17 protein-coding genes are annotated in these 17,034 nt (G+C 69.0%); 8 read left to right on the forward strand and 9 right to left on the reverse strand.

Features of this window, described 5'->3' with window-relative positions:
• Positions 1-190: 190 nt before the first annotated feature.
• On the forward strand, positions 191-1,630 hold the full coding sequence (gene gnd, locus EV137_RS12200; RefSeq protein ID WP_134128583.1) for an NADP-dependent phosphogluconate dehydrogenase: 1,440 nt from the start codon (positions 191-193) through the stop codon (positions 1,628-1,630).
• On the opposite strand, the gene EV137_RS12205 is transcribed toward gnd, so the two are convergent.
• Positions 1,558-2,994: an MFS transporter gene (locus EV137_RS12205; RefSeq protein ID WP_202870900.1), complete on the reverse strand. Its 1,437-nt coding sequence runs from the start codon at positions 2,992-2,994 to the stop codon at positions 1,558-1,560. The genes gnd and EV137_RS12205 overlap by 73 nt on opposite strands.
• A 70-nt stretch (positions 2,995-3,064) precedes the next feature.
• Between EV137_RS12205 and EV137_RS12210 the strand changes: the two genes are divergently transcribed.
• Positions 3,065-3,682, forward strand: coding sequence for a TetR/AcrR family transcriptional regulator (locus EV137_RS12210; protein ID WP_134001159.1), 618 nt, complete (start codon positions 3,065-3,067; stop codon positions 3,680-3,682).
• A gap of 40 nt (positions 3,683-3,722) precedes the next feature.
• Positions 3,723-4,175: a DUF6319 family protein gene (locus EV137_RS12215; protein ID WP_134128587.1), complete on the forward strand. Its 453-nt coding sequence runs from the start codon at positions 3,723-3,725 to the stop codon at positions 4,173-4,175.
• 311 nt (positions 4,176-4,486) lie between these two features.
• Here EV137_RS12215 and EV137_RS12225 read toward each other — a convergent pair whose 3' ends face one another.
• Positions 4,487-5,500, reverse strand: coding sequence for an alcohol dehydrogenase catalytic domain-containing protein (locus EV137_RS12225; RefSeq protein WP_134128589.1), 1,014 nt, complete (start codon positions 5,498-5,500; stop codon positions 4,487-4,489).
• A 15-nt stretch (positions 5,501-5,515) separates the two neighbouring features.
• A complete protein-coding gene (locus EV137_RS12230; RefSeq protein ID WP_134128591.1) occupies positions 5,516-6,259 on the reverse strand; it encodes a glucose 1-dehydrogenase in 744 nt (247 codons plus the stop codon).
• Positions 6,260-6,373: 114 nt separating this feature from the next.
• On the opposite strand from EV137_RS12230, the gene EV137_RS12235 reads away from it, so the two are divergent.
• From EV137_RS12235 to EV137_RS12250, 4 genes are all read left to right on the forward strand, one after another.
• Positions 6,374-7,288: a LysR family transcriptional regulator gene (locus EV137_RS12235; RefSeq protein ID WP_166679842.1), complete on the forward strand. Its 915-nt coding sequence runs from the start codon at positions 6,374-6,376 to the stop codon at positions 7,286-7,288.
• A gap of 181 nt (positions 7,289-7,469) precedes the next feature.
• Positions 7,470-8,006: a DUF6817 domain-containing protein gene (locus EV137_RS12240; RefSeq protein ID WP_134001169.1), complete on the forward strand. Its 537-nt coding sequence runs from the start codon at positions 7,470-7,472 to the stop codon at positions 8,004-8,006.
• A gap of 28 nt (positions 8,007-8,034) precedes the next feature.
• Positions 8,035-8,964, forward strand: coding sequence for an alpha/beta fold hydrolase (locus EV137_RS12245; protein ID WP_166679843.1), 930 nt, complete (start codon positions 8,035-8,037; stop codon positions 8,962-8,964).
• A gap of 46 nt (positions 8,965-9,010) precedes the next feature.
• The gene (locus EV137_RS12250; protein ID WP_134001173.1) at positions 9,011-9,418 is read left to right on the forward strand and encodes a hypothetical protein; all 408 of its coding nucleotides are present in this window, start codon (positions 9,011-9,013) and stop codon (positions 9,416-9,418) included.
• Here EV137_RS12250 and EV137_RS12255 read toward each other — a convergent pair.
• The 3 genes from EV137_RS12255 to EV137_RS12265 are packed head-to-tail and all read right to left on the reverse strand — an operon-like array spanning position 9,408 to position 12,592.
• Entirely contained in the window at positions 9,408-10,130 is a 723-nt protein-coding gene (locus EV137_RS12255; RefSeq protein WP_134001175.1) for a PIG-L deacetylase family protein, read from the reverse strand. The two genes, EV137_RS12250 and EV137_RS12255, sit on opposite strands and share 11 nt — an antisense overlap.
• Positions 10,131-10,139: 9 nt before the next feature.
• Entirely contained in the window at positions 10,140-11,441 is a 1,302-nt protein-coding gene (locus EV137_RS12260) for a D-arabinono-1,4-lactone oxidase (RefSeq protein ID WP_134128597.1), read from the reverse strand.
• Entirely contained in the window at positions 11,438-12,592 is a 1,155-nt protein-coding gene (locus EV137_RS12265) for an amino acid deaminase/aldolase (protein ID WP_134001179.1), read from the reverse strand. Before EV137_RS12265 ends, EV137_RS12260 begins: the two co-directional genes overlap by 4 nt.
• Positions 12,593-12,741: 149 nt before the next feature.
• Between EV137_RS12265 and EV137_RS12270 the strand changes: the two genes are divergently transcribed.
• Positions 12,742-13,728 (forward strand): alpha/beta fold hydrolase, encoded by a 987-nt coding sequence (locus EV137_RS12270; protein ID WP_134128599.1) that lies wholly within the window; start codon positions 12,742-12,744, stop codon positions 13,726-13,728.
• Here EV137_RS12270 and EV137_RS12275 read toward each other — a convergent pair.
• The 3 genes from EV137_RS12275 to dapC form a co-directional block, all read right to left on the reverse strand.
• Entirely contained in the window at positions 13,718-14,356 is a 639-nt protein-coding gene (locus EV137_RS12275) for a hypothetical protein (RefSeq protein ID WP_166679844.1), read from the reverse strand. The genes EV137_RS12270 and EV137_RS12275 overlap by 11 nt on opposite strands.
• Positions 14,357-14,484: 128 nt before the next feature.
• Complete coding sequence (locus tag EV137_RS12285) at positions 14,485-15,630, reverse strand: M15 family metallopeptidase (RefSeq protein ID WP_134128605.1); 1,146 nt, start codon at positions 15,628-15,630, stop codon at positions 14,485-14,487.
• Positions 15,631-15,876: 246 nt separating this feature from the next.
• Positions 15,877-16,977 (reverse strand): succinyldiaminopimelate transaminase, encoded by a 1,101-nt coding sequence (dapC, locus tag EV137_RS12295; RefSeq protein WP_202870988.1) that lies wholly within the window; start codon positions 16,975-16,977, stop codon positions 15,877-15,879.
• Positions 16,978-17,034: the final 57 nt, after the last annotated feature.

Here is a 17,034-nt window from a genome sequence, read left to right on the forward strand (position 1 = left end):
ACAACGACAGCACGACGGAGCATGGGCGGTTTCCTTCGTGATGGGAAATCGATTTCTGAGATGTCTACCATCGTTGTCCCCGCTTTGAGAAGGGCTCGCCGGTGTCCAGTTGCCGAGCCCACTGCGGAGCGCCCTTGCCGGACAGGCGAGACTGGACCCCGCACACAACTTGAGACTGCGGGAGATTTCGATGAGTTCTGCCAAAGCCCAGATCGGCGTCACCGGCCTCGCGGTGATGGGTCGCAACCTGGCCCGGAACCTCGCGCGCAACGGGTTCCGCGTCGCCCTCCACAACCGGTCCCAGGCCCGTACCGACGCGCTGGTCGCGGAGTTCGGCTCCGAGGGCGAGTTCGTCCCCTCCACGGACCTGGCGGGCTTCGTCGAGTCGCTGGAGCAGCCGCGCAAGGTGATCATCATGGTCAAGGCGGGCGCACCGACCGACGCGGTCATCGACGAACTGGTGCCGCTGCTGGACGAGGGCGACATCGTCGTCGACGCCGGGAACGCGCACTTCGCCGACACCCGGCGCCGCGAGGCCGCACTGAAGGAGAAGGGCCTGCACTTCGTCGGCAGCGGTGTGTCCGGCGGCGAGGAGGGCGCGCTGAACGGCCCGAGCATCATGCCGGGCGGCTCACCGGAGTCGTACGCGGCGCTGGAGCCGATGCTGACCAAGATCTCCGCGCACGTGAACGGCGAGCCGTGCTGCGTGCACGTCGGCCCGGACGGCGCCGGCCACTTCGTGAAGATGCTGCACAACGGCATCGAGTACGCCGACATGCAGTTGATCGCGGAGGCGTACGACCTGCTCCGCCACGTCCTCGGCCTGTCCCCCGCGGAGCTCGCGGACGTGTTCCGGGACTGGAACACCGGCGACCTCGAGTCGTTCCTGATCGAGATCACCGCCGAGGTTCTCAGCCAGACCGATCCCACCACCGGCGGCTCGTTCGTGGACATCGTCCTGGACCAGGCGGAGCAGAAGGGCACCGGCCGGTGGACCGTGCAGTCCGCGCTCGACCTGGGCATCCCGGTCAGCGGCATGGCCGAGGCCGTGTTCGCGCGGTCGCTGTCGGGTGACGTCGTACGGCGGGAGGCCGCTGCCGGCGTACTGCCCGGGCCTGGGGACGCGAAGGCCGACGTCGACCGGGACGCGTTCATCGACGACGTACGGCACGCGCTGTACTCGTCGAAGCTGGTCGCGTACGCGCAGGGCTTCGACGCGATCCGGGCGGCCAGCGACGAGTACGGGTGGAACGTCGACCTCGGTGCGATGGCGACGATCTGGCGCGGCGGCTGCATCATCCGGGCGCGCTTCCTGGACCGCATCAAGGAGGCGTACGACCGCAACCCGGAGCTGCCGTCGCTGCTGGTCGACGACTACTTCCGGGATGCGGTCGGGAACGGGCAGGACGCGTGGCGCCGGGTCGTCGCGACCGCGGCGACCGTCGGCGTACCGGCTCCTGGGTTCTCGGCGGCGCTGTCGTACTACGACGGCCTGCGGGCCGAGCGGCTGCCTGCTGCCCTGATCCAGGGCCTGCGCGACCTGTTCGGGGCGCACACCTACAAGCGCGTCGACCGTGAGGGCAGCTTCCACCTCGAGTGGTCCGGTGACCGCTCCGAGGCGACCGCGTAGACGACAACCGCAGCAACACACAGGAAGCCTGCCGCTCCGACGCCGGCCACGTTGAACCCGTGTACGGCGTTGGAGTGTGCGGCTACTGTTCCTGCGACTGTGCTGAGTAGCGCCGTACCCAGCGATGCACCGACCTGCTGGGACGTCATGACCATGGCGCCGGCCACTGCACTGTCAGCACCGGCTCCGAGGGTCGCAGTGCTGTTGGCGGTGATCAGGACCCAGCCGGTGCCCAGACCGACCAGCAGAAACACCGGCATGACCTGCAGCCAGTAGCTGGAGTCCGGGCGCAGGAGACCGAGCAGCGCGAGACCTGCCGCGATGGTGAGCAGTCCAGGACAGATGAGCGCGCGCACGCTCGCCCTGGCCAGCAGGCGGCTCACCGCACGTACGCCGACCATCAGTCCGACTGTCAGCGGGAGAAAACCCAGACCGGCCCGGATCGGCGAGTAGTGGCGGACGGTCTGCAGGTAGAACGTCAGGAAGAACAGCGCGGCGAAGATGCCGATCGCCAGGCTGAAGACGGCCAGGTACGAGGCACCTCGTTTGCGGTCTCGCACCACTCGTAGCGGCAGCAGTGGGGACGCCACTCGTGCCTGCACTGCCAGAAACGCCGCTAGCAGGGCCACGCCCGCGGCCAAGGACGCGTACGTCGCGGGCGCGCTCCAGCCATCCGACTCCGCTCGGCCGAATCCGAACACCACTGCCATCAGCCCCGTCGTGGCCAGCAGCGCACCCAGTACGTCGACTCGCACGCCTGCAGCGCGTTGCACCGGAGGTACGGCGTACAGGACCCCTGCCGCGGCCAGTGCGGCAATGGGAAGGTTGACGAACATGGACCAGCGCCAGTCCAAGTACTGGGTCAGCACGCCGCCGGCCAGGATGCCCAGTCCGGACGCACTGCCCATGACGGCGCCGTAGATCCCGAACGCCTTTCCACGCTCCGCCGGTGCCGGGAACGAGGCCGCGAGCGTTGCCAGCACGGCTGGAGTCAGCAACGCGCCGAACACGCCCTGCAGTGCACGTCCGGTAAGCAACATCGCCCCACCGGTCGCTGCCCCACCGAGCGCGGAGGCCAGGGCGAATCCGGTCAGCCCGATCAGGAGCGCTCGCCGACGCCCGATCAGGTCGCTCATCCGGCCGCCGAGCAGCAGGAGCCCGCCGTACCCGAGCGCGAAGAGGGTGATCACCCACTGCCGTGACGGGTCCGACAGCCCCAGGTCCTGCTGCATCGACGGCAGCGCGATGTTCACGATCGTCAGATCGATCCCCACCATCAACTGCGCCGTCGCCACCGCGCCAAGCGCCCACCACCGCCGCGTCACGGCCGACGGGGGTGCGGTTCGTGTATCGAGTTCGCTCATGGTCATCCTTAAGTGAACAGCTGTAGTGCTACGACTGTAAGGCAACGTCCGTTGCAATACAATCGGGTTCATGGATGCTGGGACGACGCGGAGCCGGAACCGGCGCGGGCAGGGCGAGCTCCTGCGGCGCGAGATCATCGACGCCGCACTGCGGATGCTGAACGAGCTCGGCGACGACGAGGCACTCTCCTTGCGCGCGGTCGCGCGCGAGGTGGGGATCGCAGCGACCTCGGTGTACATCCACTTCACCGATCGGGATGAGCTCGTCTTCGCGGCGCTCGAGCAGTCCACCGCCGACCTGCTGCGCGACCTCGAGCAGGCCGAAGCGAGCGGCGGCGACGATCCGGTACGCCGGCTACGCGCGCGACTCCTGTTCCTCGGCAGCTGGACACGCGAGTACGCCGGTCTGTACAAGGTGCTGCACGAGAGCACTCTGAACCGGCGGATGCATCTGGTCTTCAAGGAGGAGCTGTCGGTCCGCGCGATCGCCGCCGTTCAGGCCTGCATGGACGCGGGGCTCGCGCCGACGGACGACGCGGCGGCCGTGGCGCTCGACCTGCGCTCGGCGGTGCACGGCGCGGTCTCGATCCGCATCAACGAGCCGGAGGCCGATCTACCGCCCCTGGAGGAGCAGGTCGATCGATTTCTGCGCAAGCTGGTTGGCGTATCAATCGAACATGTGTTCTAATGGTCGTCCCGCGTCAGTCCCGAAGGAGATCGCCGCAACGATGACCGTAGACACTCTGGCAGTTGAGACGCCGTCCGACCTCGCCGACACTCCCGACCCGGCCAACCTGTCGACGGCCGCCCCCGAATCCCCTTCCACCCAGGAGCCGGACGCCCCGACGCCCGCGGAGCCCACCGAGGCCGTGAAGCCGAAGAAGGCGCCGGCCAAGAAGGCCGCGAGCAAGAAGACGAAAACCATTGAGCTGACGCTGACCGTCACCGGGACGGCGGACGGCGAGTGGCGCGCCGAGCTCAAGCAGGGCACGACGTACCTGGCCCGCGACCTGGCTGTCGCCGCGGCCGCCGTGTCGCGTGCGGCCAAGGAGCTGCACGAGGACCTGTCGACCCCGCTCGACGAGGTCATCGAGGAAGCCCGCGCCCAGCAGGCCGCCAAGGTCGCCGCCCTCGAAGCCGAACTGGAAGCCGCCCGCAAGGCCCTCGCCGACCTCGACTGAGGCCAGCTGAGTCCTGCCTGATCCCGACGAACAGGCTCCCCGTGGTCGGTCACCTTCCCTGATCGACCATGGGCAGGTGGGTCCTGTCTGGTGATGCAGCGCCGTCGCGAGGAGGTGCTCGGTGCGGTGCATCGGCGTGCGGGGGCGAAGGTCTCGATGCGGAGCATCGTGGCCTTTGCACCCGTGCGGCGAGGTGCCGTGCCGAGTGCCCCGCAGTAGGCGCTGGATCACCAGACAGGACCCTCGTGCAGAACCCGTCCGCGACCGTGTGAGGTGGTTGCGGACGGGTTCTGGAAACTCAGTCGGGCTGCCTACTCGGGCTGCGTCTGCAGGACGATGCGGAGGTTTGCCTTGGGCTGGTGCTGCCAGGCTTCCTCGGCCTGCTCGAGCGGGTAGGTCTCGATGATCGGCCGGACGTTCTTCAGGACCGCGAAGTTCAAGGTGTCCTCGGAGTCCTGAGCAACGCCGGAGTACCAACCGGACACCGACAACCGCCCGTCGGCGAGCACGTGACCAGTCACCTGGATCGGATCGCTGCCTTCCAGAACGATCAGCTGACCATTCGGTCGCAGGCCCTTCACCAGGTCCGACTGAAGCTCCCCGCGAGACACCGTCTCGAGAATCGCGGCCGCACCGCCGAGCGCTTTCAGCGCTTCACCGGCGTCACCCTCGGTGCTGTCGATGTACTCGTCCGCCCCGAGCTGCCGGGCGAGCTTCTCCTTGTCCCGTCCGCGATTGATCGCGACCGTCCGGAAGCCCATCTTGTCGGCGAACTGGATCGCCAGATGGCCGACCCCGCCGACTCCCTGCACCGCGACCGTGTCACCCGGCCCGGCGTGCGCGTGCCGGAGCGCGTTGAACGCGGTGATCCCGCCACACATCAACGGCGCCGCCTCCTCGAAGGACAGGCCCTCCGGGATCCGCGCCACCGCGTCCTGCGGCACCACCAGGTACTCGGCGTACCCGCCGTCGTACGACGTCCCGACGATCGTCCGGCTGACGCAGTTCGTGAAGTCGCCGCGCCGGCAGAACTCGCAGGTGAAGTCGACGCCGCCGGACCAGCCCACGCCGACCCGCTGCCCGGCCTCCCAGACCGTGACCCCGGCGCCGACCGCGTCCACGACGCCGGCGATCTCGTGGCCGGGGATCCGCGGCAGCGTCGTACCGAAGAGCGCGTTCCGCGGGATCGCGTCACCGCCGCAGATTCCGCAGGCGTACACCTTGACCCGGATCTGCCCTTCCGCGGGCTCCGGGATCGGTACGTCGGTGACGACGAACGGACCGCCCGCCTGCTGGACCTGGGCCGCACGCATTGTTCCAGTCATTGCTCTCCTCAGAGGTCAGTGCATTCCGCCGTCGGCGACGATCTGCTGCCCGGTGATCAGGCCGGCCTCGTCGCTCGCGAGGAACGCCGCGATACCGGCGACGTCCTCGGTGGTGCCCAGCCGGCCGATCGGCACCATCGCGACCAGGCTCTGCTTGTACTCGTCGTTCGCCGGGTCGGTGAAGATCCCGGCGCCGTCGATCGGGCCCGGGACGATCGTGTTCACGGTGATCCCGCGCGGTCCGAGCTCGAGCGCGAGCACGCGCGCCAGGTAGCCGGTCGCGACCTTGCTGGTGCCGTACAGGCCGACGCCCAACTGCGGGACTGTCGTGGTGTTCGACGAGATCGTGATGATGCGGCCGTTGTCCGCGATCCGCCGGGCCGCCTCGCGCAGCACGAAGTACGGGCCCTTGGTGTTGACCCGGAACAGCAGGTCGAAGTCCTCCTCGGTGACCTCGGCCACCGGGACGTTGACCTTCTCCATGCCGGCGTTCGCGACCACGATGTCGACCTGGCCGAACTCGTCGAGCGTCGCGTCGTACAGCCGCTGGATGCCGTCGACCTCGGACACGTCGGCGGCGACCGAGATCGCCCGGACACCGAGCGCCTTCGCGGCGTCGAGGACCTCGGCCGCGGCGGACTCGTCGCGGGAGTAGTTGACCACGACATTCGCGCCCTGGGCGGCGAGCCGGAGCAGGATCGCCCGTCCCAGTCCCTTCGACGAACCGGTGACGAGCGCCGTTCTCCCCTGCAGCGTCATCCTCTGCCTTCTCCCGTCAAGTGGCTTGTCTCGATCGTCCCGCCAGATCGGGCGGTGTGGAAACAGAGACTTCTTGGCGAGGGCACAACAGATCGTTGTGCCACCATGGGAGGCGTGGATCTGAGCTTGCGGCTGTTGCAGTCGCTCGAGGCCGTCGCCGCGGAAGGCAGCATGACGCGGGCCGCGCGGACCCTCAACCTGACGCAGCAGGCGGTCAGCGGACAGATCCGGCAACTGGAGCGCGTGGTCGGTACGCCGCTGGTCGAGCGGCGCCCGACCGGGATCGAGCTGACCGCGGCCGGGGAGGTCGTGCTCAAGCAAGGCGCGGCGCTGCTGTCGTCGGCGCAGGCCATGGTGGCCGAAGCGCGGCTGGCGGCGGCCGGGCGACCGGATCCGCTACGGATCGCGTTCAAGGCGCAGAGTACGGCGCATTTCATGCCGGCGGTCGAGGCCGCGCTCCGGCAGGAGGCGCCCGAGCTCGAGCTCCGGCCGATCGCGTCGCACACGCTGCCGGACGAGATCGACGCGCTGATCGAGGGGCGGGCCGACGCGGCGTTCCTGTGGCTGCCGATCGGGGACGATCCGCGGTTCACGATCCATCCGCTGATGCCGGAGGACCGCTGGGTCGCGCTGCCGCCCGGGCATCCGCTGGAGTCGCGAACGACGCTGCGGATCGCGGACCTCGCCGACGTACCGGTCATCGGCCCTCGGGACGGGATGCCCGCGGCCGTGGTCGACTTCTGGTTCATCGATCCGCGCCCGGACGGCACCCGCGCGCTCTTCGGACCGCAGGCCCGGACGCCCGAAGAGTGCCTGCACCTGGTGGCGGCGGGTCACGGCTGCTGGATCGCGCCGGCCTCCACGGTCACGTACTTCGCGCATCCGCGACTCACCTGGCTGCCGCTCGTCGACGCCGAGCCGAACGTACTCGCCCTGATCTGGCCCAAGCACAGCGCGAACCCGATGCTCCACCTGCTCCTGGAACAGACCCGGCACGCCCTCAAGACCTTGCCGACAGCAACAACCTGACCGGCTCCGGGCGGTCGGCGCCCCGACCGTCGAACGGGGAATGAACGGGATGTGACGGAAACGGCACGCCGAAGTGGTGGGCGGGGGTGCTGGGTTGGCCTTACCGTGGGTGACCTGGGCCGGGTCGGTGGGCCTTGATCTGGTCGAGGGGTTTGGCCGCTCCGGGGTGAGAAGGGGTCAGATGAGCACTTTCCAGGACTTGGGTTCGCTGCTGATGGTGCGCGGCGCCGACGAGATCGACCACGCGGGCGGAAGCCTGTACGTCCACTTGCACCGCGTGGCCAAGCGCCTCAGCTCCCTCGGTGCGTCCGACACCCTGGTGCTGGCAGGCCTCGCCCACGCTGCGTACGGGACCGACGGCTTCCCGACCCACCTCTTCGACTGGCAGACCGAGCGCCCGGTCCTGGAGGCGGTGATCGGCCCCGAGGCCGAGCTGATCGTCTACCGGTACGGCGCCTGCGACCGGGAGACCACCTGGCGCGACCTCGCCGAGCACCGCACCGTGGCGGACCGCTTCACCGGTACGTCGGAGGAGCTCGGCACCGAGGACCTCCGCGACTTCGTCGACCTGACGATCGTCAACGAGCTCGACGTCCTCGACCACGATGCGGAACGTGCCCCCGAGCTGCGCGCGTTCCTCCAGGAACAGATCCCGCGCTGGCAGTCCCTCGCCTCCCCCGCGGTCCTCACCGAGTCCCAGCGCATCCTCCAGCTGTGACAAACAGGAGCCTGCAAAACTAGGAGCTGTGAAACGGTTCCTGTGGCGGGGGTTCTTGGGACTTCTCGGGCTCTGGCTGGTCGTCACCGCGGCATCTCTCGGCTACAACCTCGTCACCAACGGAACCGCGGCACCACCACCGGGCCTCAAGTACGTGCAGGCCGGCGACGTCCACACCCGTTACGGCACCTGGGGTACGTCGGGAGCACCCGTCGTACTCGTGCACGGGTCAGCGGAGTCCGTCGACACGTGGTCGCGGCTGGTACCGCTGCTCGCCACCAACCATCGCGTGTACGCGTACGACATCACCGGATACGGGTACTCCGAGCGCAAGGCGCCGTACACGATCGAGCATCTCGCGGCGCAGCTGCTCGGCTTCCTGGACGCCATGCACCTCGGTGGTCCGGGTGAGCCGCGGCCGATCCTGGTCGGGCACTCGCTCGGCGCCGGGATCGCGGCCGAGGCGACCCTGGAGGCGCCGGACCGGATCGGCGGGATCATGTTCCTCGACGGTGACGGGTTGCCGTTGCCGGGCGGGCAGGCCGGGCCGCCGCGGTGGCTGATCGTCCCGCCGTACCGGACGTCGCTGTTCCGGCTGGTGCTCGACCAGGGCTGGCTGCTGAAGAAGATCTACAACAACGTCTGCTCCCCCGACTGCCCGGAGATGGTGGTCGACGACTGGACCCGGCCGTTCCGGCAGCCCGGCGCCGAGAAGGCGGTCTGGCAGATGACCGCCCACGGCATCCCCGCGGTCGCACCCGAGCGGCTGGCGAAGCTGAGCGCTCTGACACTTCCCAAAGCGGTCGTTTTCGGCGTCGACGACACGAACGGCGGTAACGCGGTCGAGACCGCGACCCGCATCGGCGCCCCCGCGCCGACGCTGATCCCGAAGGCCAACCACCTCACGCCGATCTCGCACCCGGCCGAGGTGGCGGCCGCGATCAACACACTTCGCTGATCGCAGATTTCTGGAAATCCGGCGGCCGCCGACGGATGATCGGGGTATGGCCCGTTACGAAGTGGTTGCGCGCGCGAAGCCCGATCGTCGACTGTCCGACGCCGACTACATCGACCTCGCCCTGAACTCGTGGTCCTTGGACAAGGGCCTGCGGTTCCAGCGGATCGAGGATCTGCCGGACGGGTCGATCGCGGTCGTCCTGCAGCAGAAGATGTCGCCGCGCAAGCACGACACGGCCTGCGACCTGGCGAACCGGAGCCTGGCCCAGCTCGGCATCCCGGCCAGCCAGGTCCAGCAGATCGACCTGCACCGGATGACCCGCAAGGGCGGCCGCGCGCTGGTCCGCTCGTGGGTCGGCCCCAACAACCCGCCGGGCCCCGGCACCGCCGGCGACCGCGAGCCCCGGCGTCCGAAGCCGACGCCGCCGCACCTGCAGGCCTACCTCAAGGAGTGAAGACCTCGAACCGGGTGCCGTACTTCGTGCCCAGCTGGGCACCGGCCGGGCGTGAGGTGCCTTCGAGGAACTCCTCTGGGTCGAAGTGCGGCCAGTTCAGCCCGTCGATGTAGGCCTTGTGCGCCTTCAGCGACTGCACTCCCACGTCGAACGTGTCAGTGGTGTCCGCCCCGTGCCGCGCGGCGGGTGACCCGGCCGCCCAGACCTGCCGTACGCCGTCCCACTTGTCGCCGGCGTCCGGGAAGATCCACCGGTTCGCGGCGTCCCGGACCGCGTCGAGCGTGGCGCGGCCGGTGTTGATGTGGTCGGCCTGGTTCAGCAGGACGTCGCCGTCCCAGGTGTCGCGGAAGTTGTTCGTGATGACGATCTCCGGCTGGTGCCGGCGGATCACGGCGGCGATCACGCGGCGGAGCGCCACGCCGTACTCGATGGTGCCGTCAGGCTGGCCCAGGAACTCGACCGCGGAGACGCCGACGATCCGGGACGACTCGATCTGCTCGGCCTCGCGCAGCGGGCCGGACTCGGCCGGGTCGACGCCGTCGATCCCCGCCTCGCCGGAGGTCAGCAGGCAGTACACGATCTGTTTGCCTTGTCCGGTCCAGCGCGCGATCGCGGCCGCCGTACCGAACTCCAGGTCGTCCGGGTGCGCGACCACGGCCAGCGCCTTCTGCCAGTCCTCGACCACGGGCTCCAGCCGTTCCACAATGCTCATGACCGCAGGCTAGTCCCCGAAGACCTGCCGGGTGTAGGCGTTGCCGAACGTCCGCCGCGGATCCAGCCGGTCGCGGACCGCCAGGAAATCGTCGAAGCGCGGGTAGCGGCTGCGCAGGTCGTCCGCCGTGAGCGTGTGCAGCTTGCCCCAGTGCGGCCGGCCGCCGTAGTCGGCGACGATGTTCTCGAAGGCCCGGAAGTACGGGTCGTGCGGCAGCCGGTGGTACTGGTGGATCGCGACGTACGCCGTCTCGCGCCCGGACGCCGTGGACAGCCAGATGTCGTCCGGCGCGGCCACCCGGACCTCGATCGGGAACGGGATCCGCGACCCCGACGCGTCGATCCACGCCCGCAGCCGGCGGATCACGTCGACGACGTGCTCACGCGGCACGGCGTACTCCGACTCGCGGAAGATCACGTTCCGCTCGGAACAGAACACCTTGTACGACGCGTCGACGTACTCCCGGGCCGACAGTGCGCGCGAGGCGAGCCGGTTGATCCGCGGCACCATCCCGGGCCGCCGGACCGCGAGCCGGTTGGTCAGCTCGAAGACCTTGTTCGACAGCAGTTCGTCGTCGATCCAGCCACGGATCCGGCCGACCGGCGAGGCGCCGACGCCCGGGGCGACCCGGTTGTTCCGCTTGGTGAGCGCGATCTCGGTGTGCGGGAACCAGTAGAACTCGAAGTGGTCGTTGCCGTCAGCAAGCTCATCGAACCCGTCGAGGACCTCGCCGAGCGGCAGCGGCATCTCCTGCGCGCGCAGCAGGAACGCCGGCACGCACTGCAGGGTCAGCGAACTGATCACGCCGAGCGCGCCGACCGAGACCCGGGCCGCGGCGAACACGTCCGGGTTCTCCTCGGCCGAGCAGTGCAGCACCGAGCCGTCCGCGGTGACCAGGTCGAGCGCGACGACCTGCGTGGCCAGACCGCCGAGCCGCGCGCCGGTCCCGTGCGTGCCGGTCGAGATCGCACCGGAGACGGTCTGCTTGTCGATGTCGCCGAGGTTGGCCATCGCCAGGTCGAACGCGGCCAGGCCCGCGTTCAGCTTCCGCAGTCCGGTGCCGGCACCGACCGTGACGCGGCCGGACTCCTTGTCGGCGTGGACGACCGAGGACAGTCCGTCCAGCCGGATCATCACCTGCTGCGGCACCGAGCAGCCTGTGAACGAGTGCCCGGAACCGACCGCTTTGAGCTTCTTGCCCTGCTCGGCCGCGGATTTGACCGCGGCCGCGAGCTCGTCGGCCGAACCTGGTCGCAGGGTCTCGATCCCGGTCGCCGACTCGGTACCGGCCCAGTTCCGCCAGGTGCTCATCCGAAGTTCTTCCCTTCACCTCGGTAGGTGACGAGCTCGGTCACCTCATCACCGTCAACAGCGTGCACGACGTCGAACCGCTCCAGCATCTCGCCTGCCTTCGCGTACCGCATCCACACTCTGTCGCCGATTCGCAGCCGATCGGCCGATGCTCCCTGGACCGGAGTCTGCACCTCGCCGGCGCCTTCGGTGCCCAGCAGCTTCAGTCCCGACGGCGCGGCGGGCAGCGGCAGCCGCGACTTCTTCGCCGGCCCCGAGGCCACGTACCCACCGCCGAAGAGCGTGGCGATCCGCGGCGCGGGCCGCCGTACGACGTCCAGCGCGTAGGCCATCGCATGCTCGGGCTGGAACACGTCGTACTTGTCGAAAAGGGTCGGACCGTAGAGACCGGAGCCGGCGGTGACCTCGGTGACGACCGGGTCGGCGCTGCTGATCTCCAGGCTGCCCGTCCCGCCGCTGTTGACGATCCGGAGCGGCGCGACCTGCTTGACCGCGTCGACGACCGCGCCGCGCCGGTCGGCGAGCTCGGCGGCCGAACGGCGCTTCACCCAGCGGACGGCGGGCGACGTGTCGGGGAGACCGGCGATCTGCGCCTCGTAGAACATCACGCCGGTCAGCTCGAACGCGTCGTCCGCGGCGACGGTGCGCGCCAGCGCCGCCACGTCGGACGGGGTCCGCAGCGGCGACCGCCGTACGCCGAGATGCTGGCCGAAGATTCGCAGCGAGGCGTCCACGTCGAGGCAGATCTGGATCCGCGCGGTGCCGGTCGCGGCGGCCTTGACGTATCCGAGGTGCTCCGGCGAGTCGATCATCAGCGTGATCCGGGACGCCGCCTCGGGGTCCTCGGAGAGCTCGCGAAGCGCGGTCCGGTGGGTCGTCGGGTAGCCGAGCAGGATGTCATCGACACCGTTGCGGGCCAGCCAGAGCGCTTCGGGGAGCGCGTAGCTCATCACGCCGTGGAACCCGGGCCGCTCGAGCGCGGCCGTGATCAGCGCGCGGCAGCGGACCGACTTGGACGCGATCCGGATCGGCGTGCCGGCGGCGCGCCGGACCAGATCGTCGGCGTTCCGCCGGAACGCGGCGAGGTCGATCACCGCGTACGGCGCGTCCAGCCGCGCGGTCAGACGGGTATACCGGTCGAAGTCACCCATAACCGGAGTGTAGGACACGAAATACTGAAAGGTAATTCAACTTCTCCTCCAACTTCGGTCCCTGGGGAGGCCGGACCAGGGAGTCCCACGGGCGCGACCCAGGGCCGGCACGGCTGAATCTGGATCCACACCCACTGGAAAGGATTCTCATGAACGTCAGCCGCCGCACTCTCCTCCGGACCACCGGCGCCGCCGCGCTGGCCACTCCGCTGCTCACAGCAGGCGCGGCCGCCTCTCCGAAGCTCCCGTTCGGACCTGTCAAGCAGATCGACGCGGGCGTCCTCAAGGTCGGGTACGTCGAGCTCGGGCCGGCCCACGGCACCCCGGTGCTCCTGCTGCACGGCTTCCCGTACGACATCCACAGCTACGAGCAGGTCGCCCCGCTCCTCGCCCGCCGCGGCTACCGCGTCGTGGTGCCCTACTTCCGCGGCCACGGCAGTACGACGTTCCGCTCGGCCGCCACGCCCCGCAACGTCGACCAGGCCGCGTTCGCGCTCGACACCCTCGCCCTGATGGACGCGCTCGGGATCCAGCGGGCCGTGCTGGCCGGCTACGACTGGGGGTCGCGCACCGCCGACATCATCGCGGCGCTCTGGCCGGAGCGCGTGAAGGCACTGGTCTCGGTCACCGGGTACCTGATCACCAACCTGGAGTTCAACAAGAAGCCGCTTCCCCCCGCGGCCGAGAACGCCTGGTGGTACCAGTACTACTTCGCAACCGAGCGCGGCGCGGCAGGCCTGCACCAGTACAAGCGGGAGATCGGTGAGTTCATCTGGAAGTTCAACTCGCCGACGTGGAAGTACAGCTCCGCGACGTACGCCCGGACCGCAGCCGCCTTCGACAACCCGGACTACGAGGCCATCGTGATCGGCAACTACCGGTGGCGGCAGAGCCTGATCCCGGCCGAGCCGGAGTACGCCGAACTGGAGAGCGAACTGCAGAAGGCGCCGAAGATCGCCGTACCGACGATCACCATCGACGGCCGCTACGACCCGTTCACACCGGCCGGGAACGGGTCGTCGTACCGGGACCACTTCACAGGGCGCTACCAGCACCGCACCTTCGACGTGGGGCACAACGTGCCGCAAGAGGCACCCCGGGAGTTCGCGCAGGCAGTGATCGACGCTAGTCGATGACAGCCTCCAGAGCCGGTACGACGCTGCGCGCCCAATCGGCCTGCTGATCGGCGCGTGTGGACGTCGTGGCGAGTAGAGCGACTGTGGAGCCGTGGACGACGGACAGGTCGACGTAAGACTCCGCACCGGCGTACGCACGCACCCCGGCAGCAGCTGTGTCGTCGGCCCAGAGCTGTTTCACACTCAGGTCACCGCCGGTGCCGCAGGCGTCCATGCGTGCCTTGTAGCCCTTGTAGTAGGTCTCCGCCTGCTTGGAGTTGCTGAAGCGGAGCAGGAGCGCAGTGGCAGGTAGGGCGTCGGCTGTGCGGTAGCTGCCGGTCAGTGCGTAGGCGGGGACTGGCAGCGAGCCGGCGACCGGCTGGCCGGCACAGCCGGAGGGCAGTGCTTCGTACGACGCCTGGTGTGGGTCGCGGCGGCGCGTCCAGGTGTTGTTGCCAATGAAGCCGGCCTCTGCACCACCCGGGTCCCTGTAGGTCTTCCAGCCAGTTCCGAGCTTCTCAGGTGCTGGGAGGTTGGCTGCGGTGAGCGGACCGGCGTTGGCTGGCGGCGGTGCGGTCGCTTGTTCGGGCACCTCCGGCGGGACAGCCGCATCTGTCGGTTGGGTGGAGCTCAGTGTGTTGGTGGGCACCGGGACCGTCCCTCCGACCGCTGTGGGGATCGGAGTCGGTGTGGGCGTCGGTGTGGGCTCTTGGGCGGCCGAGTTGGAGCTGCAACCGAGCAGAACGACTGACAACGCGGTGGCGACTACTAGCGCTTTCACTTCGGCTCGAAGTGCTGGTAGTCGGGTTTGGCCCAGCCTGCACCCCAGAAGTACCCCTGGCCGATCAGAGCCTTTGTAGCGGCACTGCTCGAGAAGAGCATGCCCGGACGCACCACGGACCGGTTGCGGTACGCCAGCCCGTTCGACGGGTACCAGACACCGTTCGCGGCAAGGTACGGGTTCTCCACAGTGTTGATGTCGATCGCCCAGCCGTACGAGTGCGGCGACAGCGAGTACGGGTCACCCGTGACGCGGCGGCAGTTGAACGCGGACGTGTTGTCGGCCGCCATCGACTTGATGTCGCTGCCGCCGAACACATCCACCCGGCGCATCTGCCGGATCGGGAACTTCGACGCGAACGTCGAGGTCCACGCGGTGATCATCTTCGCCACCGCGGCGTCCCGCAGAATCAGCTCGCCACGGTGGACGCGGCCGTCGAAACCCCAGTAGTTCAGCTGCAGCAGCCGCAGCGACGACGGCTTCACGGGGCATCCGGCGCGGTACGTGTTCGGCACCATCGCGGCGGAGACGGCGTACACCTTCGGGTTCAGTGCCGCCTTGATGACGATCGTCGCGAGGCCGGAGTACTCCATCGCGGACTGGGCGACGGACCGCGTGACGACGCGGACGGTCCGCGTCTTCGGCAGGTCGTCGGGGACCCGCAGCCGGAAGTTGCCTCCTGCATCCATCGTGGCGATGTTCAGCAGTCGCCATACTCCGCTGCCGAGGTACTCCTGCAGCGCGAGTTCCTTGCCCGGTTCGGCCGGCACCATCCGCCCGGTGACCGAGACGCCGGTCAGCGTCGCGTACCAGGACGCCGGTGTGCTGATCAGGATCTTCCGGTCCTGGATCGGCACGGTCCGGTAGTCCGAGATCGCGAGCGCCGTCTCCGCCTTGACCCCGATCATCGTGCGGAACGCCCAGGTGCCTGTGTACGCCGACACGAAGCTGAACTTGTACACGCCGCCGGCCGTGGTCCGGGTCGAGGCGCGCAGTACCCACGCACCGGGGACGCGCTGCCACAGCGTGATGTAGGAGCCAGTGATCGGCTGACTGATCTTGCCGGCGAAGACGGTCGGCTTGTCCTCCCAGGACGCAGCCGGCTGATCCAGCGTGATCGACCACGCCGCCGCAGGAGTCACCGCTGGTTTCGGTGTAGGCGTGGGTGTAGCTGTCGGCGTGGGTGTTTCAGGAGGACTCGCAGTCGGCGTGACACTCGGCGAAGGACTTCCGTCCGCGTACGCCACGCCGACCGACCCAAGACTCAACAGAACTGCGACCGCCACCCCGACGACGCGCTTCATCCGCCCCACCCTCCCTGGACAACACCTACCCCCTTATAAGAGGCAGTCACCCGGGGAGACGTCACACGAAGGCGGGAAGTTCTTTCACTCCTGCAGTCTCTTCACGGCGGCGTCGATGCGCTCGTCGGTGCCGGTGAGCGCGACCCGGATGTGCCGGTCACCGGCGGTTCCGTAGAACGCACCAGGTGCGACGAGGATCCCGCGGTCCGCCAGTGCGCCGACGGAGCCGTACGCGTCGTACGACGGGTGCGACGCCCACAGGTACAGCCCGCCGTTGGACAGGGTGATCTCCCAGCCCGCATCGGTCAGAGCATCCCGCAGTACCGCACGGCGACGCAGGTAGCGAGCACGCTGCTCCTCGACATGAGCGTCGTCGGCGAACGCGGCGGCCATCGCGGCCTGGATCGGCGACGGCACCATCAGCCCGGCGTGCTTGCGTACGGCGAGCAGCTCGGTGACGACGGTCGGGTCACCGGCGACGAAGCCACCGCGGTACCCGGCGAGGTTGGAGCGCTTGGACAGCGAGTGCACCGCCAGCAGGTTGTCGAAGCTGCCACCGGAGATATCCGGGTGCAGCACCGACACCGGCTTCTCGTCCCAGCCGAACTCGGTGTAGCACTCGTCGCTGACCAGCAGTACGTCGTTCGCCCGCGCCCACTCGACCGCGCGCCGCAGGTCGGCCGGCGGGGTGATCTCTCCGGACGGGTTGCGCGGAGAGTTCAGGTACGCGACCCGGACCGGCCCGCCGTACGTCGTGGGGTCCGCGACCGGGACGCTGGTGGCCCGGGCGAGTGCAGCGCCGGCCTCGTACGTCGGGTACGCCAGGTCCGGGATGAGGACCGTGTCACCGGCTCCGATGCCGAGCAGCGTCGGCAGCATCATGATCAGCTCCTTGGTGCCGATCACAGGCAGTACGCCGCTCTGCGGGTGGACACCGGTCACCTCGAGCCGCCGCGCCATCCAGTCCACAGCCGCCTGCCGCGCTGCCGACGTACCGATCGTGGTCGGGTACGCCGGGGCGTCCGCCGCGTCGGCCAGCGCCTGCTTCACCAGCGCCGGCACCGGGTCGACGGGGCTGCCCACCGACAGGTCCACGATCCCGTCGGGATGCGCAGCCGCCTTCTGCTGATACGGGGCGAGCTTGTCCCACGGGAAGTCCGGCAACCGGCTGGAGGTATCAAAGATCACCTGCTTATTCTCCCCTACCCGCTCGGCAGCTGAGATTGCCTGTCCAGATCACTA

The organism is Kribbella pratensis (genome assembly GCF_004366075.1).
GTDB classification, from domain to species: Bacteria; Actinomycetota; Actinomycetes; order Propionibacteriales; family Kribbellaceae; genus Kribbella; species Kribbella pratensis.